Raw genomic sequence first — 16523 nt, forward strand, 5'->3', positions numbered from 1 at the left:
TCACTCGATCCCGAGTGCGTGCGCGGCCGCCGTCACGCTGTCCCGGTCGGAGACCCCGAGCTTGCGATAGATGTTGCGCACGTGCGTCTTCACGGTGTTCGGCGAGATGAACTCCTGCTCGGCGATCTGCCGCAGCGTCGCGTGACGGCTCAGCGCGGCGAGGACGATGCGCTCGCGCCGCGTGAGCTCCTCGTCGACGAGGATGCCCGCCGCGGCGAGTCTCTCGCGGACGCTGTCCGCGAATCGGCCACGGGAGCCCGGGGTCGCGCGGGCGGCGAGCAGACGGGCCACCACGGGGCCGGCATCGGCGAAGCGGCGGATCTGCTCCTCCGGCTCGGCGAGGGCGAGGGCGAGGGAGAGGGAGAGCTGCGCCTGCTCGGGATGCCCCTCCTGCACGTCGAGACAGGCCGCGACCAACCAGGCATCGACCATCGAGGCCGGCAGCAGGCACGGGAAGGACCCGTCGAGCACCGGGCCGAGCGCCCGTCTCGCATGTGCGTGCTCCTGATCGTGGAGGAACGCGAGCGCGTGGAGCACCGCGACCTCGCCCTTCGGACCGAGCAGCCGCTCGATCTCGACGATGAAGCGATCGCGCAGCGACTGCTCGCCGAGCCTGTCGAACGCCCGCACCGCGAAGCCGCTCATCATCGCGTACCAGTGCACGGGAAGGGGCATGTCGTCGCGAGGTGTCAGATTCTCGAACAGTGACACCGCAGCCGAGTGCGTGTCGATCGCGGTGTCCGCTCCCAGCAGAGCGATCATCCCCCGCAGACCGCGCGCGATGGCCGGCTCGGCACCGGATTCGATGATGTCCGTCGCCGCGCGGAACGTCTCGTCGGCATTCGCCGCACGCATCTGTTCGAAGGGGACCCAGTAGCGCCACACCCTGGTCACCTCGTAGAACGAGTCGTCCGGTCTGCCGAGCTCGGACCAGCGCTCATCGAGGCGCGCACCGGAGCCGAGAACCTCGCGCATCCGGCCGCGGAAGAGCTCTGCGGTGTTCATGACGGCAGCGGCCTGCAGCTCGGCTGCCGGGGTGTCGGCCGCACGGGCGTGATCGCGCGCGAAACGGGCGAGACGCTCGGCCTTGTCCAGGTGACCGATGTACAACTCGGCCATCGCCGCCTGGAGGGACACATACGTGTCGAGCTGCGATTCTCCGGTGACCTCGTCCAGCAGATGGTCGAGCCGGTCGAGCGTCGCGGCGAGTCCTCCCCGCCGCACCGCCGTGTGCAGATCCAGCCCTTTCCGCCACTGCCGGGAGATGTTCGACTCCTCCGCAACAGGCAGCGATTCGAGCAGCGCGGCGGCCACGGAGGCATCGCCGCGCGTGAGCTCGGCCGATGCGATCAGCATCTGCACCGCGGGCTCGGCCCGCACGGAACGCGGGAGCTGCGCGATCGCGGCGAGGACCTCATCGGTGTGTCCGCTCAGGACCAGCTGCATGCCGCTCTGGCGCAGGATCTGAGACATGGACGCCTCATCGCGACTGCGTATCGCGTGCGAGAGCGCGACCAGGTGGTTCCGCTCTTCCGCGAACCACTCCGCTGCGGCCTTCTCGAGTGCTTCGACGACCGTGGGGCCGCGATCCTTCAACCGCGCGTACAGGAACTCCCGCAACAACGGGTGGTAGTGGTACAGCACCGGCTCGTTCCCCTGCCTGCTGATGAGGATGTTGAGGCGGATGAGCCGTTCGATCATCGACGCCGCCGGCGCACCGCCGGCCAGTCGAGAAGCGAGCTCCGGGGAGAACGAATCGGGGACGGACGTCAACACGAGGAACTCGGTGAGCTCCTGATCCAGTTCCGCGAAGACCTCCTCGACGAAGTAGTCGGTCACGGCCGGCGAATCACCCCGCAGCGGAAGGACGGTCGCGAACGAATCGTGCAGTGCCGCCAGCTCCAGGAGCCGCAGACCGGTCGCCCAGCCCTCGGTCCGCCGGAGCACCGAGGTGATCTCCCCCTGGGAGAGGCTCACCCCGCGAGCGCGGAAGAACGAGCGCACCTCCGCCGGAGTGAACGCGAGGTCCTTGGCATCGAGCTCCAGTGCGATACCGGCGATGCGACGGCGGGCCAACGGCACCCTCCGTGTTCCGCGGCCGGAGATCACGACATGGGCGTTGCCGGGTACGGCGTTGACGAAGGAGGAGAGCATCTCGGCGAGCTGATCCGTCTCGACCACGTGGACGTCATCGATGATGACGACGATCCGTCTGCTCGCGCGACGCAGAGACCGCGCCAAGGCGCGGGCGGTATCCGTCGACCAGTTCCCGGAGAGCCGCGCGAGGCCCGCACGGAGTCCCTCGTCATCGACCCCCTCCAGCGCGTACTTCAGCGGCTCGAGGTCGGTGTCCCCCCGCTGCAGCGCGAGCCAGACCACGGCCGTGTCCTCATCGTCGGCATCGATGATGTGCGCCCACTGCGTCAGAAGCCGCGTCTTTCCCGCGCCGGCCGGGGCCGAGAGCACGGTCAGGGTCCACGGCTCGTCCATTGCGGCGGTGAGCCGCGACAACAGCCGAGGCCGTGGCACGTCCCGCGCCACGGCGGAAGGTGTGAGCGCGCGCGCCGCATCCGATTCCGGCAGATCTGAGTCCATCAGCAACCCCCCGTAAAATGTTAGACGACACCACCTTCCCCATCTCGAAGTATGCCACCGCGGAGAACCCGGTCTCAAGCGTCTTTCGTCTAGTGACGCACTACACCGACGACGATCTCCGGGCTCTGCGCAGGAACGAGACGACCGAGGGCAGCACCGCCCCGAAGATCAGCGCGAGACCGACCCCGATCAGCGTTTCCACCGCGCGCTCGGCGAAGCGCTCCGCCGGGGGCTCCGCCGAGGTCATCATGATGAGCGTCAACGCCAGGAACGTCGTGAATCCCGGGGTGACATACCAACGGCTCTCCTGGCTCGCGCACGTCGCCCCGATGACGAGGCCGAGGATGACGCCGACCACGACGTCGGCCGGAGCGAGAAGAGCCAGACCGGCAGCGGCGAGCGCTCCCACCACCACCGAGATCGCACGGCCGATGCTGCGCGAGATGAGCTGACCTCGAACCGGCCGCATGACCAGGAGCACCGCTCCGGTCGCCCAGCCGACGTGCTCGAGGTCGAGGACGAAGCCGATGACCGCCGCCGACGCGGCCGCGCTACCGAGCAGGATGCCGTACACCAGCATGGCGCGGCCCCTCGGCACGGGAGGCGGCGGCCGCGGCGGTGCATCGCGTTCCGGCCAGAGGAGCGAGATCAGCCAGGCATAGATCGAGCCGATGACGATGCATCCGGCGAAACCGAGGGTGAGCGGTGACCAGGAGAAGCTCAGGCCGATCCCCGTCATCGGGAGCACCAGGACGAGGATCATCTGTCCCAGGCGCCCCCGGGTCGCGTTGAGGCTCGCGAGGATCGCGAGCCCGAAGACCGCAGCGACGGCGATCACGGGCCAGGTCGACAGCAGCGAACCGACGAGCAGCCCGATCGCGCTGAGCACGCCGACGAGCGGGAGGACCGTTCGACCCTGTCGGCGCGGGGGGAGACCGATGGCCGCGGCAGGCACCACTCCGATGCCGAAGGCGACCGCGAGCGACACGTCGAAAGGGGCGACGGCCATGGCCGGCAGCGCGAAGAGGATGCCGAGGCCGAACCGCGACCACCGCCAGCTCAGCCCCGCGCGGTCGTCCACCCGGGCCACCTCAGTCCCGCTCGCACCTGCAAGCCGCTCGGCATGACCTGCCCCCTCTCGCGGGAGCACCCGCGGGTCACCCCTGCACTGTGGGGCCAGCCTAGAGAGGTCGAACCATGCCCGTCAGGGCGCATCGCCCACTTCACCCGGGTGAACGCGGGCGGTGGAGCCTGTGGTCGCACCCGCCGCCGCGATCCCGTCTCTGACCGAGTCGTGGACGCGCCCGGCGGACTCGAGGCCTGCGAACCAGGGCGTGCGCCGAGCGACACCCGCAGCCGCCTCCGGGAGTCTGGCGAGATGCAGCACGGTGCCGAGCTGCGCCAGTTCCCGGTCGAGGTTCTCCAGGGCCTCGAGCACGGTGATCGTCATGACCTCCTGCTGCTTGAGGCCCAGCACGAGTGCGTGGACCGGCTCGGACTCCGCCCCGACCATCTCGAGGATGAGCCGTTCATTGGCCATCGCATTCGCGGTGTAGAGGCCGCGGTCCAGGTGGATGCCGAGCACTCCCCCGAGCCGCCCGACGACGGTCACCTTCGGCACGTTGACCTCTCGCAGCACGAGGATCAGCGTGACGACGACGCCGACCGCCACGGCGGGAAGAAGCCCGGCCGTCAGGCCGAGGATCGCGACGGAGAGCGCGATCCAGAAGTCCACGGGACTGATCCGTGCCCAGCGCACCAGTTCGGGGATGTTGATGAGACCGGCGACGGCGACGAAGACCATCGCCGCGAGGGTGGCTTCGGGCAGCAGACTCAGCACCGGTCCGAGGAACAGGGCGACGAGAACGGCGAGGACCACCGTGGCGACGGTCGCCAGCTGCGACCGGGCGCCGGCGCTCTGATTGACCGCACTCTGCGAGAACCCGCCCGCCGCGGGCATCGTCCCGAAGAAGGCGCCGACGGTGTTCGCTGCACCGGTCGCGAACAGCTCCTGGTTGCTGTCGATCTGCGGCTCGGTCGCCGCTCGCAGGCTCCGCGCGACGGCCGCCGACTCGAGGAACGCCATGACGGCGATCGCCAGCGCCCCGGGAATGAGCGCTGCGATCTGGGCGAAGTCAGGTATGCCGGGGACGGGAAGACCGCTCGGCACCGTCGCGATCAGATCGACCCCCAGCCGATCGATGCCCGCGAGCCAGACCAGGAGGATGCCGCCGACCACGACGACGAGCGTGCCCGGCACCCTCGGTGCGAAGCGTTTGAGGACGAGCATCACCACGATCGACCCGGCGGACAGCGCGATCGTCGGCCAGTTCGCGCTCCCGAACGCCTGCGCGACCGCGCCGAGCGACTTGAGGAAGCCGTGACCGGAGAAGTCGTCGCTCTCTCCCAACAGCTTCGGCAGCTGACCGACGGCGACGGTCGCTCCGACCCCGATCTTCAATCCGAGGACCGTGGCACCGCTGATGTTCTCGACGAGTGAGCCGAGTCGACAGAATCGAGCGATCAGCAGGATCACACCGACGAGCAGCGTGAGCATCATCAGCGAGCCGATCGCGTCGTCGGATCCCGCGGCGACTCCCGCTGAGACCAGAGTCGTCGCCGTCAGCGTCGCGATCGTCGACGTCGTCGAGACGCTCATGGCTCGGCTTCCACCGAGGAACGCGTACACGATCATCGGCACGATGCACGTGTACAGCCCCACCTGGACGGGCAGGTTCGCGATCGTGGCATACGCCATCGCCTGCGGGATCACCACGGCCCCGGCGGACAATCCGGCGATGACGTCACGGACGATCCACTTCCGCTGGTAACCGTCGACCGAGCTGAACAGCCATGACGGTCGTCTCGTCGCGGTCATGCGCCCTCCCTCGTCGGTCGTCTGAAGCGTACTGCGACGGGTACCGGGAAGAACACGCTCAGAGCGCGGGATCACGGGGCTCACCCTGGTGAACTCCCGCGAGGAGCAGTGCGCCGGCGGCGGTGTACCGAGTATCGTCCGACGGGGCCGCCGGCACCGGCGGACATCTTCTGAAGGAGTGTTACATGAGTTTTTGGGGATCGTTCTGGGACATCATCGCGTGGTTCTTCCTGGCGTTCATCTTCATCTCCTACCTGTTCGCGCTGTTCGCGATCGTCGCCGACCTCTTCCGCGACCACAAGCTCAACGGCTGGTGGAAGGCTCTCTGGATCATCCTCCTGATCTTCGTCCCGATCCTCACCGCCCTCGTGTACGTCATCGCACGGGGTACGGGCATGGCGGAGCGGAGCAACGCCGAGGCGGCCAACGCCCGCAGCGCAGCCGATGCCTACATCCAGCAGGTCGCCGGCAGCAGCCCGAGCGATGAGATCGCGAAGGCCAAGGCGCTCCTGGACGCCGGCACGATCACGGCACAGGAATACAACACCATCAAGGCCAAAGCACTCAGCTGAGCACGCGGCTTCCAGGGCGCGTCCGACCGGGTCGGACGCGCCCTTTTCTCGAAGGATAATGTTGTGCACAATTGAATTGCATGCGATCATCTAAGGATGGCCGTGACGGACGAGATGGTGTGCTTCTCCTTGTACTCCGCCGCACGTGCGACGACGCAGGCGTACCGGGCACTGTTGGCCCCCTGGGGGCTGACGTATCCGCAGTATCTGGTGCTCGCCGCGCTCTGGCTCGAAGGCGAGCAGACGATCGGCTCCCTCGGGGCGGTGATGCGCCTGGATTCCGGTACGCTCTCCCCGCTCGTCCGCCGCCTCGAGCAGTCAGGGCTCGTGGCGAGGTCACGGAGCCGAGACGACGAGCGAGTGGTGACGGTGAAGCTCACCGAGCAGGGACAGGACCTTCGCTCCGAGGTCGCTCCGATCCACGGCACGATCGCCTCGATCTCCGGGCTCGACGACGAAGAGCACCGTCGACGACTCATCGCCGAGCTCCACGACATCTCCGACCGCCTTCAGCAGGCCACCAACGACCTCGGCGTCGCCCGCGCGGGCGACGCCCGCTGAACCCACCTCAGACAGAAACGGACCCCCATGCGAGCTCTCATCCACTCCACATTCGGCGCACCGGAGGAGGTCCTCCACATCGAGGACCGCCCGATCCCGGAGCCAGGAGAGGGTCAGGTGCGCCTGCGGGTCGTCCTCTCCCCCATCCACAACCACGATCTCTGGACCGTCCGCGGAACCTACGGCTTCACGCCTGAGCTGCCCGCGCCGTCGGGAACCGAGGCGCTCGGCGTCGTGGATGCTCTCGGGGCCGGTGTCGAGAACCTCGCCGTCGGCCAGCGCGTCGCGACCGGCGGCACCTTCGGCGCCTGGGCCGAGTACATCGTGACCAGCGCCGCCGGACTCATCCCGGTTCCGGACACGGTCCCCGACGAGACGGCGGCGCAACTCGTCTCCATGCCCTTCAGCACGATCACGCTGCTCGACTTCCTGGAGGTGAAGGAAGGAGATTGGATCGTCCAGAACGCCGCCAACGGGGCCGTCGGGCGTATGCTCGCGCAGCTCGGGTCCGCACGCGGCGTGAACGTCCTCGGCCTGGTGCGTCGCACCGCCGGGATCGAGGAGCTCCGCGCGCAGGGCATCGACAACATCGTCGCCACGGATCAGTCCGACTGGAAGGAGCAGGTCGCCACCCTCACCGGAGGGGCGCCCGTGGTCGCCGGCGTCGATTCGGTCGGCGGCGCGGCCGCGGGGCAGGTGCTGTCGCTTCTCGCCGAAGGAGGGACCCTGGTCGCGTTCGGCGCCATGGACTCCCCTGTCATGGAGATCGCCTCGTCCGACTTGATCTTCACGCAGGCGACGGTGAAGGGCTTCTGGGGCAGCAAGGTGATCCCGCAGCTCGATCCCGCCACGCGCAGCGCACTGTTCGGCGAACTCTTCCAGCGGCTCTCCGACGGCAGCCTCACCCTTCCGGTCGGCGGGATCTTCGATGCCGCCGAGATCCGCGAGGCCGTGCACGCGAGCAACACGCCGGGGCGTGTCGGCAAGGTGCTTCTCCGCTTCTGAGCGATGACGCCGCGGAGGGGCTTTCCGATGTCGGCGACCAGGAGCAGAGTGTGCGCATGGAAATCACACTCACCCAGCCCGAGGGGCTCGTCGTCAGCCCCGCGTTCAGTCACGTCGCCGTCGTGCCTCCTGGCGCGACGACGATCTACGTCGGGGGCCAGAACGGCGTCGACACCAGTGGATCCGTCGTCTCCGCCGACGCGGGCGAGCAGTCGCTGCGCGCGGTGGAGAACGCGAGGATCGCCCTCGAGTCCGCCGGCGCCGGCCTCGACGACGTGATCAGCTGGACCGTCCTGATCCATCAGGACGCCGATCTGCGCGCGGCGTACGGCGCTGTGTCCTCACGACTCGCGCGAGAGGGCGCTCCGCCCCTCGTCACAGCGGCGCTGGTCGCGGGGCTCGGAGTTCCCGGCGCCCTCATCGAGGTGAGCGCGGTCGCAGCTGTCGTGCGCGAGTGAGCGCCCCGCAGATCTAGAGGGAACCGTGACGAGAAGGCTCAGATCCTGCCTCGCACCGGGGTGCGCTCGACGCCATCGACCTCGTCCGGCATCGTCATCTCCGCGCGCACCCCGAGAAGCCGGACCTCGCGTTCGGGGTCGAGCGTCGCACCGAGAGCGACGGCCGCGGCGACGAACTCATCACGATCACCCGTCGGCCCCGGCAGCTTGCGACCGGAGGTCTTGGTGTCGAACGGCGCGTACCGCACCTTGAGATGCACACGCACGACGGGCCTGCCCTCGGCGGCGCAGTCGTCGAAAGCCTGGGCGGCGAGCTCTCGGAGCGCCGCTTCGACCTGCTCCGCTGTGGTGAGATTCTCCTGGTACGTCGTCTCTCGGCTGTGACTGCGCGCGACCCACGGTGTGTCATCGACAGTGCTCGGACCGATGCCCGACCCCAGGCCGTGATACCAGACTCCCATGCGCGGTCCGAACTCCGTCACGAGCGTCTGCTCATCGGCGTCGGCGAGCTCGCGCACGCTCGTGATGCCGTGCGCCGCCAGACGCTTCTGCACCTTGGTGCCGACACCCCACAGGTCGCGGGTGGGCTTGTCGCCCATGACCTCGAACCAGTTGTCCTCCGTGAGACGGAACACGCCGCGGGGCTTCCCGAACTCGGTCGCGATCTTCGCCCGCACCTTGTTGTCGCCGACGCCGACCGAGCAGTGCAGCGCGGTCGCGCCGAGCACCGCCGCCTGCGCAGACCTCGCCACCGCCTCCGGGTCGTCCGTTGTCACGCCGAGGAAGCACTCATCCCACCCCACGACCTCGAGCACCACATCCGGCAACGCACGGAGGGCGGCCATCACCTCTCCGGAGGCCACCGCGTACGCCTCATGATCCACGGGAAGGAAGACCGCGTCAGCGGGTGCCTTCCGCGCGGCGATCTTCAGCGGCATACCCGAGCCGATACCGAAGGCGCGGGCTTCGTACGAGGCGGTCGATACGACGGCCCGTTCGGTGGGATCACCACGCCCGCCCACGATCACCGGAAGGCCGGCGAGCTCCGGTCTGCGCAGCACCTCGACGGCGGCGATGAACTGATCCATGTCCACGTGCAGCACCCAGTAGGCCATGCAACGAGTGTGACGGCTGACGGCACTGCTGTCACCCTGCAGCCGTCGCCCGGGCCCGTGGCCGGTGACCGGTGACCTCGAGGTCAGCCGATCGCCACGCCGATCGCGCTCCCGACGACGGCGAGGAGCGGGAGCGTTCCCTGCATCGCGGCGGCGCGCACCTTCGAGCGGTCGGAGAGCACGAGCACCAGAGCGGCGGCGAGCATCATCGCGGTGCCGGCGAAGACGAGGGTGAGCCCGACCGTCTCGGCACCCACGATCACGAGCCCGATACCCAGCAGCGTCGTCAGCGCCAGGAAGAGGTTGTAGAAGCCCTGGTTGAACGCGAGCTGCTTCATGGTGCGGGCGTCCGCCTCGCTGGCGACGCCGAAGATCTTCCTGGTCTCCGGCTCGGTCCACTTCAGCGACTCGAGCGCGAAGATGAACACGTGGAACGCAGCGGCCGCTGCGGCGAGGACGAGACCGACGATGAGCATGGGCTGATTCTCCCGCCCACACGGTCGGTCGGCAAGCCGAGGATCCGCCGGATCGCTCGGGGAGACCGAGGTCAGACGAGGAAGATCGGCAGCAGTCCCGGGTTGTGCGCGTGCACGAGCACCGCGAAGACCACGGCATCGAACAGCAGATGCACGGTGACGACGTAGGCGAGCGAATGCGTGCGCAGGAAGATGTATCCCTGCAGCAGAGCGAACGGGATGGTCAACAACGGTCCCCATTCGCGGTAGCCCAGTTCCCACAGGAACGAGACGAACACGATCGCCTGCAGCAGGTTCGCCACGAGATCGGGGAAGTGACGTCGCAGCAGCGCGAACACCGTGCAGATGAAGAACAGTTCATCCCAGATGCCGACGGCGCCGACCCCGACGAAGAGTCGTGCGATGAGCTCCGGCGTGTCGACCACCGGCCAGTTCTGGTAGACGCCGCTGCTGATGAAGTAGAAGGGCAGGATCAGCCACCCGAGGACCAGCACGGCCACGAGCCAGCCCCACTGCAGCCGCCCCCAGCGCCGGTGGGTGCGCCACGGGAAGCTGATCGCGCGGTCCCGGTAGACGAATCGGGAGAGGACGTACGGCACAGCCACCGCGCCACCCAGCGCCAGGGTGAACCGCAGCATGGCGACGTTGTCGAGTTCCGCGGCGAGCGGGATGATGCTGACGATCAGCAGGCCCACGGCGATCAGGGAGAGGTCCCGGGCGAGCGATGGCTGGCGGTGCACGCCGATCGCCGTGGCGGTCTCCCGCCGTGCCCCCATGCTCACGACCTGATCCGCGGCCGGCCGGCCGCGTTCGATCAGCCAGGCGGCTCCGACACCCACGGCGAGCAGCACCCACCCCAGCCAGGGGATCTCCAGCACGAAGAAGGCCGGAGCTGCGGCGCACACGAGCAGCGCGGGCAGGATGTCCAGCCGCAGGGCCGTGTCGCGCCGCACGGAGGTCACGCGCGGGCCCTGCGCCGATAGACCAGATCGCGGATGTCGCGCCCCTTGGCGATGCCTTTGCGTTCGAACGCGGTCATCACCCGACCGTCGAATCGATCGGCCCACTCGCCGTCGAAAGCACGCTCGAACAGCGGCTCGGCATCGAGCACCTCGCGCATCTGCAGCGCGTAGTCCTCCCAGTCGGTCGCGAGTCGCAGCAGTCCGCCGTCACGCAATGCCCTCGCCGCGGTGTCGCCGAAACCTGGGCGGACCAGGCGCCGCTTGGTGTGCTTCTTCTTGTGCCAGGGATCGGGGAAGAAGATCCAGACCTCGCGTGCTGCGGCTTCGGGAAGATACGAGGAGAGCACCTCCGGCGCATTGGCTTCGACGACGCGCAGGTTGCGGGCGCCCTCGCGATCGGCGTCGAGCATCGTCCGCGCCAATCCGGCGCGGAACACCTCGACGGCCAGGAAGTCGTCGTCGGGACGCGACGAGGCCGCGGCGACGATCGCGTGCCCCTGCCCCGATCCGATCTCGACGTAGAGGTCGGCGGTGCGACCGTACTCGGACCCCGGGTCCAGACGCGCCTCGGGGTGCACGGACGTCCAGGCGACGTCTCGCGGGACGTCGAGCAGGTAGTGCGGACCGAGTTCGGAGAAGGCGCGCTCCTGCGCCTCGGACATCCGGCCGCTGCGGCGCACGAAGGACACCGGCTCGTCTCGGAAGGTGCGGGGTTCGGGCATGATTCCAGGGTAGCCGTCGGCGCCGCGACCCCCGGCGCTCCCCCGCGCCCAGCGCGTCAGGCCTGCGGCGCCGTCACGAAGTCGATGAGCTCTTCCACACGTCCGAGCAGGGCGGGCTCCAGATCCCGATAGGTGGTCACCTTCGAGAGGATGTGCTGCCACGCGCGTGCGGTGTCAGCCTGGGTCTCGTGTGGCCATCCGAAAGCCCGGCAGATCCCGGTCTTCCAGTCCGTACCGCGCGGGATCTCGGGCCATTTCGCGATGCCGAGAGCACGCGGCGTGACGCACTGCCAGACGTCGACGAACGGATGTCCCACGATGCGGAGATGACGCCCGTGCGGACCGCGGGCGACCGCGTCAGCGATCCGCGACTCCTTCGACCCCGGCACGAGGTGATCGACCAGCACCCCGTAGCGCCGGGTCGCACTCGGCGGCTCGGCCGCGAGCAGGTCGTCGAGCAGATCGACGCCCTGCAGGAACTCGACCACCACGCCCTCGACACGCAGGTCGGCACCCCAGACCTTCTCGACGAGTTCGGCATCGTGCTTGCCCTCGACGAGGATGCGGCTGGGCAGCGCGACGCGCGCACGTTGATCGGCGACGACGAACGACCCGGAAGCCGTACGCCGCGGGCCCTGCTCCTTCGCGGCCGGGACGGTCAGCCGGACAGGAGAACCATCGATGAGGAAACCGCCGCCGAGAGGGAACAGCCGGCGGCGCCCGGCGCGGTCCTCCAGCTCGACGTTCCCGCCCTGTACGCGCGTGACCGCGCCGCAGAATCCGTCGTCGGCGACCTCCACGACGAGATCGGCCTCAGCCGCGACCTGCAGCACCTTCTTCGCGCCGCGGTCGCGCCAGCCTGTCGCCAGCACATCCGAACCGTACATGTCGTCCATGCCTCCCAGCGTATGTGTCTCCGCTGAGGGCGAACGGTGAACCCGCACGGAACGCTGTCGCGTGTCGGGCTCTGTGCATAGACTCATGGCATGGGGCTCGGCTGCCGGTCGGAGGGAAGACGATGACGAAACGGTGGCTGGCGCTGGCCGCACTCACGCTGGCCGCGACCGCCGGGGCGTTCACCGCCTCCGCGGCGTCCGCCACCGATCCGGTCACTCTCGATTCCGGGTACGTCACCGACCAGGCCGACGTGCTGAGTGCCGATGAAGAGGCCGCCGTCGAAACGCGGCTCCAGGAGCTGACCGACAACTCGAGTGCTGATCTGTTCGTCGTCCTCGTCGACGACTTCACGAATCCCACCGACAACGTGCGATGGGCCGACGCCGTGGCCGACGCGAACAACCTCGGAACCGAGCAGTACCTGCTCGCGATCGCCGTGGACGGCCGCAGCTACTACATCTCCGCCGCCCCCGACGGTCCGGTGAGCTTCAGCCAACTCGACAGCATCGAAGACAAGATGGTCCCCTTCGCCGCAGACGGCGACTGGGTCGGGGCGATCACGCTCGCCGCCGACGAGATCCAGGGCGACGGGGGCGCCGGGGCGCTCCGCATCGGCCTGATCGTCGTCGCCGTCGTCGCGGTCGCACTGCTCCTCTGGCTCGCCATCGCGCTGGTGCGGCGCGCGCGCCGCAGGGCCGCGACCCGCGAACGCGGCGCGATGCCGGAGACCCCGGACCCCACCGATCCGTTCTCCACCCTCACCGACCAGCAAGTGGAGACACAGGCAGGGCTCGCCCTGGTCCAGGCGGACGACGCCATCACCTCGAGCAAGGAAGAGCTCGGCTTCGCCGTCGCCCAGTTCGGTGAAGGTGCGACCGAGGAGTTCACGCGCGTCGTCGACACCGCGAAGGCCAAGATCTCCGAGGCGTTCGACCTCAAGCAGAAGCTCGACGACGAGATCGAGGACACGATCCACGACCGCCGGGCCTGGCACATCCGCATCATCCAACTCGCGGACGAGATCGACGACGTGCTGGATGCCAACACCGCGGCGTTCGATGCCCTCCGCCAGCTCGAGCAGAACGCCCCCCAGGAACTCGAGCGCGTTCGCGGCGAGCGGGCCGCGCTCGACCCCGTGCTCGCCGCCGCGGCCCCCGCACTCGCCGCTCTGTCGTCCGTCTACGCTCCCGCGGCCCTGGCGATGGTGACCGACAACCCCGCCCAGGCGCGCGAGCGCGCCGAACTCGCAGACCGATCGATCGACGCCGCAGCCCAGGCGATCGCGGCAGGCCGGTCGGGTGAGGCGGCCTTCGCGATCCGCACGGCAGAGCAGTCCGTGGCGCAAGCCGCTCAGCTCGCCCGGGCGGTCACGAGCCTCGGCACCGAACTCGCCGCGATCGAGACGCAGGCGCAGGCGCTCGTCGCGGAGCTGCAGGGAGACCTCGCGGCAGCGCAGCAGCTGCCCGACCCCTCAGGGGCGATCGCCGGCGCGGCATCCGCGACCACTCAGCAGCTCCAACTCGCGCACGCCGACCTCGCAGGTTCCGCGCGCAACCCGCAGCGCGTGCTCGAGGCGCTCACCGCGGCGAACGCGCAGATCGATGCCGCCATCGCCCAGGGCAGGGAGAGCGTCGAGCGGGCCCGCCGCGTGCAGCAGCTCCTCGCACAGACCCTTGCGCAGGCGAACTCCGAGATCCGCGCCGCTCGGGAGTTCATCGAGACGCGTCGCGGCACCGTCGGGTCCACAGCTCGCACGCGCCTCGCGAACGCGGAGACGAGCCTGACACAAGCGCAGAATCTGCAGGCGACCGATCCGGATGCCGCACTGGCGGAAGCGAATCGTGCGCTCGCCCTCGCCGGACAGGCGACGGCGGCGGCGCAGTCCGATGTCCAGTCCTACAATCCTCCCGGCTACGATCAGGGCGGCTTCGGCGGACCCTTCGGCGGATCCGGATCGTCCGGCGGCTCGGGGATCGGCGGCGACATCCTGGGCGGCATCATCGGCGGCCTGCTCGCCGGTGGCGGGGGCGGCTCCTCCCGCCGAGGTGGCAGCAGCGGCTGGCGCTCTTCCGGAGGTGGCGGATTCCGCAGCTCGGGCTTCGGCGGCGGCGGCGGTTCGCGCAGCAGCGGCCGCAGCGGCCGATCGGGAGGTAGACGCTTCTGATCCGCTACACAGACACTTACGACAAGCTCTCGAAGACGCCCTCTGAAAGGAACCACGCATGACCAAGCAGTCCATCTTCGGACGAATCTCGACCCTCGTCCGCGCGAACATCAACTCTCTGCTGGACTCCGCGGAAGACCCGCAGAAGATGATCGACCAGCTCGTTCGCGACTACACGAACAGCATCGCCGACGCGGAGTCCGCGATCGCGGAGACCATCGGCAACCTGCGCCTTCTCGAGCGGGACCACGAGGAAGACGTCCAGGCGTCGACCGAATGGGGCAACAAAGCACTCGCCGCGAGCCGCAAGGCCGACGAGATGCGCTCGAGCGGCAACACCGCCGACGCCGACAAGTTCGACAACCTCGCCAAGATCGCCCTGCAGCGCCAGATCAGCGCCGAGCGCGAAGCCACGGGCGCCGAGCCCCAGATCGCGGCGCAGACCGAGATCGTCGACAAGCTCAAGAGCGGCTTGAACGGCATGAAGGACAAGCTGGTCGAGCTCAAGAACAAGCGCAGCGAGCTCCTCGCCCGCGCCAAGGTCGCCGAGGCGCAGACCAAGGTGCAGGACGCGGTCGGCTCGATCAACGTTCTCGACCCCACCAGCGAGTTGGGCCGGTTCGAGGACAAGGTCCGCCGTCAGGAGGCCATCGCGCAGGGCAAGATCGAGCTCGCCGCGTCGAGCCTCGATGCACAGTTCGAGAGCCTCGAGGACCTCGGCGAGCTGACCGAGGTCGAGGCCCGGCTCGCCGAGCTCAAGGCCGGCGGCAGCGCTCCCCGTCAGGCCATCGAAGGCAACTGACACGCCCGGCGGATGCCCCGGCCGCGTGCCGGGGCATCCGCCCTCTCTTCTTCGGAGGCTCCGATGGTGCGATTCCTCGTCATCCCGCAGTGGCAGGGCTCGCCCGCACCGCGCGCGATGCTCCTCGTCGACGGAGCCTCGGCGATCGCCGGGGATCTTCCGCGGGCTGCCACGACCGTGCTCGATGTACCGGTCGAGGCCGGCGAGTCCCTGGGCACCGGGGTCCGTCGCCTGAGTGCGCTGCTTCGCACCCGTGAGCTCGTGCACGGGCACATCGACTCCGACACCGTCGTGATCGCGGGCGATTGCAGCGTCACCGTCGCGGCGCTCGATGCGCTTCCCGGGGGCACGGACGATCTCGCCGTCGTCTGGTGCGACGCGCACGCCGACATGCACACCCCGGAGACCTCGCCGTCGGGCGCGTTCTCGGGAATGGCGCTGCGTGCGCTGCTCGGCGAAGGTGAGGAGCAGCTCGTTCTGACGCCTGCGATCCCCGCGAGCCGTGTGGTGACCGTCGGCATCCGCAATCTCGACGACGCCGAGGTCGAGCAGATCGCCCCCCTGACCAATCTCTCCGTCGACGACCTCGACCGCCCAGAGGCCCTGCTCGATGCCGTCCGCGCGACCGGGGCATCGCGGGTATGGGTTCACATCGACGTCGATGTGCTCGACCCTTCGGACTTCGCCGGGGTGTCCTCCTCGGTGCCCTTCGGCCTCTCCCCCGTTGCGCTGAGCACCGCGATCCGCGCGCTGCGCGCCGAAGTGCCGCTGGCCGGCGCGACGATCGCCGGTTTCGCACCCCGCTCGCCCGCCGACGCCGTCGACGATCTCGGTGCCCTGCTCCGGCTGGTCGGAGCCGTGGCGTGAGCGCGGTGACCGACTGGCGATCCGAGGCCGACGTGGTGCTCGCGCGCGGACGCCGGTTCGACCGGCGCATCCCCTCGTTCCTGCTGCGATCGCCGATCAGTCGGCTCGGTTACCTCTGGGGCACCGCCGTCGGCTGGTGCTGGGGTTCTCTGTGGAGCACCGGTCCCGTCGAACGTCGTGCAGGCCTGTGGATCTTCCGGGGCATGCCGAAGTGGACGTTCAACCGAGGAGGGGTCTGCGTGGGCGGGTGCTTCCTGACCGGCGACGCCCGCCCCACGGATGCCGTCCTCCGGCACGAGGCGGTGCACAAGGAGCAGTGGCTCCGCTACGGCTTCCTGATGCCCGTGCTGTATCTGTTCGCCGGACGGGATCCGCTGCGCAACCGCTTCGAGATCGAGGCGGGCCTCGAGGACGGCAACTACGTGCGGCGCTCTCGCTGACGGATCGGG

The 16523-nt window shown here is 69.1% G+C and carries 16 protein-coding genes; 8 read left to right on the top strand and 8 right to left on the bottom strand.

All coding sequences use genetic code 11. The annotated features are described in order from the left end of the window. The 3 genes from CQ042_RS02115 to CQ042_RS02125 all read right to left on the bottom strand — a co-directional run bounded on the left by CQ042_RS02115 (nucleotide 1) and on the right by CQ042_RS02125 (nucleotide 5473). On the bottom strand, nucleotides 1-2595 hold the full coding sequence (locus CQ042_RS02115) for a LuxR C-terminal-related transcriptional regulator (RefSeq protein WP_105668562.1): 2595 nt from the start codon (nucleotides 2593-2595) through the stop codon (nucleotides 1-3). Between the two features lie 100 nt (nucleotides 2596-2695). Continuing rightward, on the bottom strand, nucleotides 2696-3676 hold the full coding sequence (locus CQ042_RS02120; RefSeq protein WP_258131943.1) for an FUSC family protein: 981 nt from the start codon (nucleotides 3674-3676) through the stop codon (nucleotides 2696-2698). A 123-nt stretch (nucleotides 3677-3799) separates the two neighbouring features. Then, nucleotides 3800-5473, bottom strand: a complete 1674-nt coding sequence (locus CQ042_RS02125) for a SulP family inorganic anion transporter (protein WP_181157402.1) — start codon at nucleotides 5471-5473, stop codon at nucleotides 3800-3802. 185 nt (nucleotides 5474-5658) lie between these two features. On the opposite strand from CQ042_RS02125, the gene CQ042_RS02130 reads away from it, so the two are divergent. The 4 genes from CQ042_RS02130 (at nucleotide 5659) to CQ042_RS02145 (ending at nucleotide 8069) form a co-directional block, all read left to right on the top strand. Next, complete coding sequence (locus CQ042_RS02130; protein ID WP_105668563.1) at nucleotides 5659-6045, top strand: SHOCT domain-containing protein; 387 nt, start codon at nucleotides 5659-5661, stop codon at nucleotides 6043-6045. Between the two features lie 96 nt (nucleotides 6046-6141). Further along, nucleotides 6142-6606 carry a MarR family winged helix-turn-helix transcriptional regulator gene (locus tag CQ042_RS02135; protein ID WP_181157403.1) on the top strand — a complete coding sequence of 155 codons (465 nt, stop codon included), beginning with the start codon at nucleotides 6142-6144 and terminating at the stop codon, nucleotides 6604-6606. Nucleotides 6607-6633: 27 nt separating this feature from the next. Further along, nucleotides 6634-7611, top strand: a complete 978-nt coding sequence (locus CQ042_RS02140; protein ID WP_105668564.1) for a zinc-binding dehydrogenase — start codon at nucleotides 6634-6636, stop codon at nucleotides 7609-7611. 56 nt (nucleotides 7612-7667) lie between these two features. Further along, nucleotides 7668-8069 carry a RidA family protein gene (locus CQ042_RS02145; RefSeq protein ID WP_105668565.1) on the top strand — a complete coding sequence of 134 codons (402 nt, stop codon included), beginning with the start codon at nucleotides 7668-7670 and terminating at the stop codon, nucleotides 8067-8069. A gap of 38 nt (nucleotides 8070-8107) precedes the next feature. Here CQ042_RS02145 and CQ042_RS02150 read toward each other — a convergent pair whose 3' ends face one another. The 5 genes from CQ042_RS02150 to CQ042_RS02170 all read right to left on the bottom strand — a co-directional run bounded on the left by CQ042_RS02150 (nucleotide 8108) and on the right by CQ042_RS02170 (nucleotide 12240). Continuing rightward, a complete protein-coding gene (locus CQ042_RS02150; protein WP_181157404.1) occupies nucleotides 8108-9184 on the bottom strand; it encodes a DNA polymerase IV in 1077 nt (358 codons plus the stop codon). Nucleotides 9185-9267: 83 nt separating this feature from the next. Further along, the gene (locus CQ042_RS02155; RefSeq protein WP_105668566.1) at nucleotides 9268-9660 is read right to left on the bottom strand and encodes a DUF1304 domain-containing protein; all 393 of its coding nucleotides are present in this window, start codon (nucleotides 9658-9660) and stop codon (nucleotides 9268-9270) included. A gap of 71 nt (nucleotides 9661-9731) precedes the next feature. After that, entirely contained in the window at nucleotides 9732-10622 is an 891-nt protein-coding gene (locus CQ042_RS02160) for a CPBP family intramembrane glutamic endopeptidase (protein WP_105668567.1), read from the bottom strand. Continuing rightward, a complete protein-coding gene (gene trmB / locus CQ042_RS02165; protein ID WP_105668568.1) occupies nucleotides 10619-11344 on the bottom strand; it encodes a tRNA (guanosine(46)-N7)-methyltransferase TrmB in 726 nt (241 codons plus the stop codon). The genes CQ042_RS02160 and trmB overlap by 4 nt, the downstream gene beginning before the upstream one ends. 56 nt (nucleotides 11345-11400) lie before the next feature. Further along, nucleotides 11401-12240: a DUF3097 domain-containing protein gene (locus CQ042_RS02170; RefSeq protein WP_105668569.1), complete on the bottom strand. Its 840-nt coding sequence runs from the start codon at nucleotides 12238-12240 to the stop codon at nucleotides 11401-11403. A 122-nt stretch (nucleotides 12241-12362) separates the two neighbouring features. Between CQ042_RS02170 and CQ042_RS02175 the strand changes: the two genes are divergently transcribed. The 4 genes from CQ042_RS02175 (at nucleotide 12363) to CQ042_RS02190 (ending at nucleotide 16514) form a co-directional block, all read left to right on the top strand. Next, on the top strand, nucleotides 12363-14405 hold the full coding sequence (locus CQ042_RS02175) for a TPM domain-containing protein (protein WP_105668570.1): 2043 nt from the start codon (nucleotides 12363-12365) through the stop codon (nucleotides 14403-14405). A gap of 58 nt (nucleotides 14406-14463) precedes the next feature. Continuing rightward, the gene (locus tag CQ042_RS02180; RefSeq protein ID WP_105668571.1) at nucleotides 14464-15207 is read left to right on the top strand and encodes a PspA/IM30 family protein; all 744 of its coding nucleotides are present in this window, start codon (nucleotides 14464-14466) and stop codon (nucleotides 15205-15207) included. A 63-nt stretch (nucleotides 15208-15270) separates the two neighbouring features. Continuing rightward, nucleotides 15271-16074: an arginase family protein gene (locus CQ042_RS02185; protein ID WP_105668572.1), complete on the top strand. Its 804-nt coding sequence runs from the start codon at nucleotides 15271-15273 to the stop codon at nucleotides 16072-16074. After that, nucleotides 16071-16514 carry a Fe-S oxidoreductase gene (locus CQ042_RS02190; RefSeq protein ID WP_181157405.1) on the top strand — a complete coding sequence of 148 codons (444 nt, stop codon included), beginning with the start codon at nucleotides 16071-16073 and terminating at the stop codon, nucleotides 16512-16514. The genes CQ042_RS02185 and CQ042_RS02190 overlap by 4 nt, the downstream gene beginning before the upstream one ends. Nucleotides 16515-16523: the final 9 nt, after the last annotated feature.

It is taken from the genome of Microbacterium sp. MYb62, from assembly GCF_002979475.1.
Classification (GTDB): domain Bacteria; phylum Actinomycetota; class Actinomycetes; order Actinomycetales; family Microbacteriaceae; genus Microbacterium.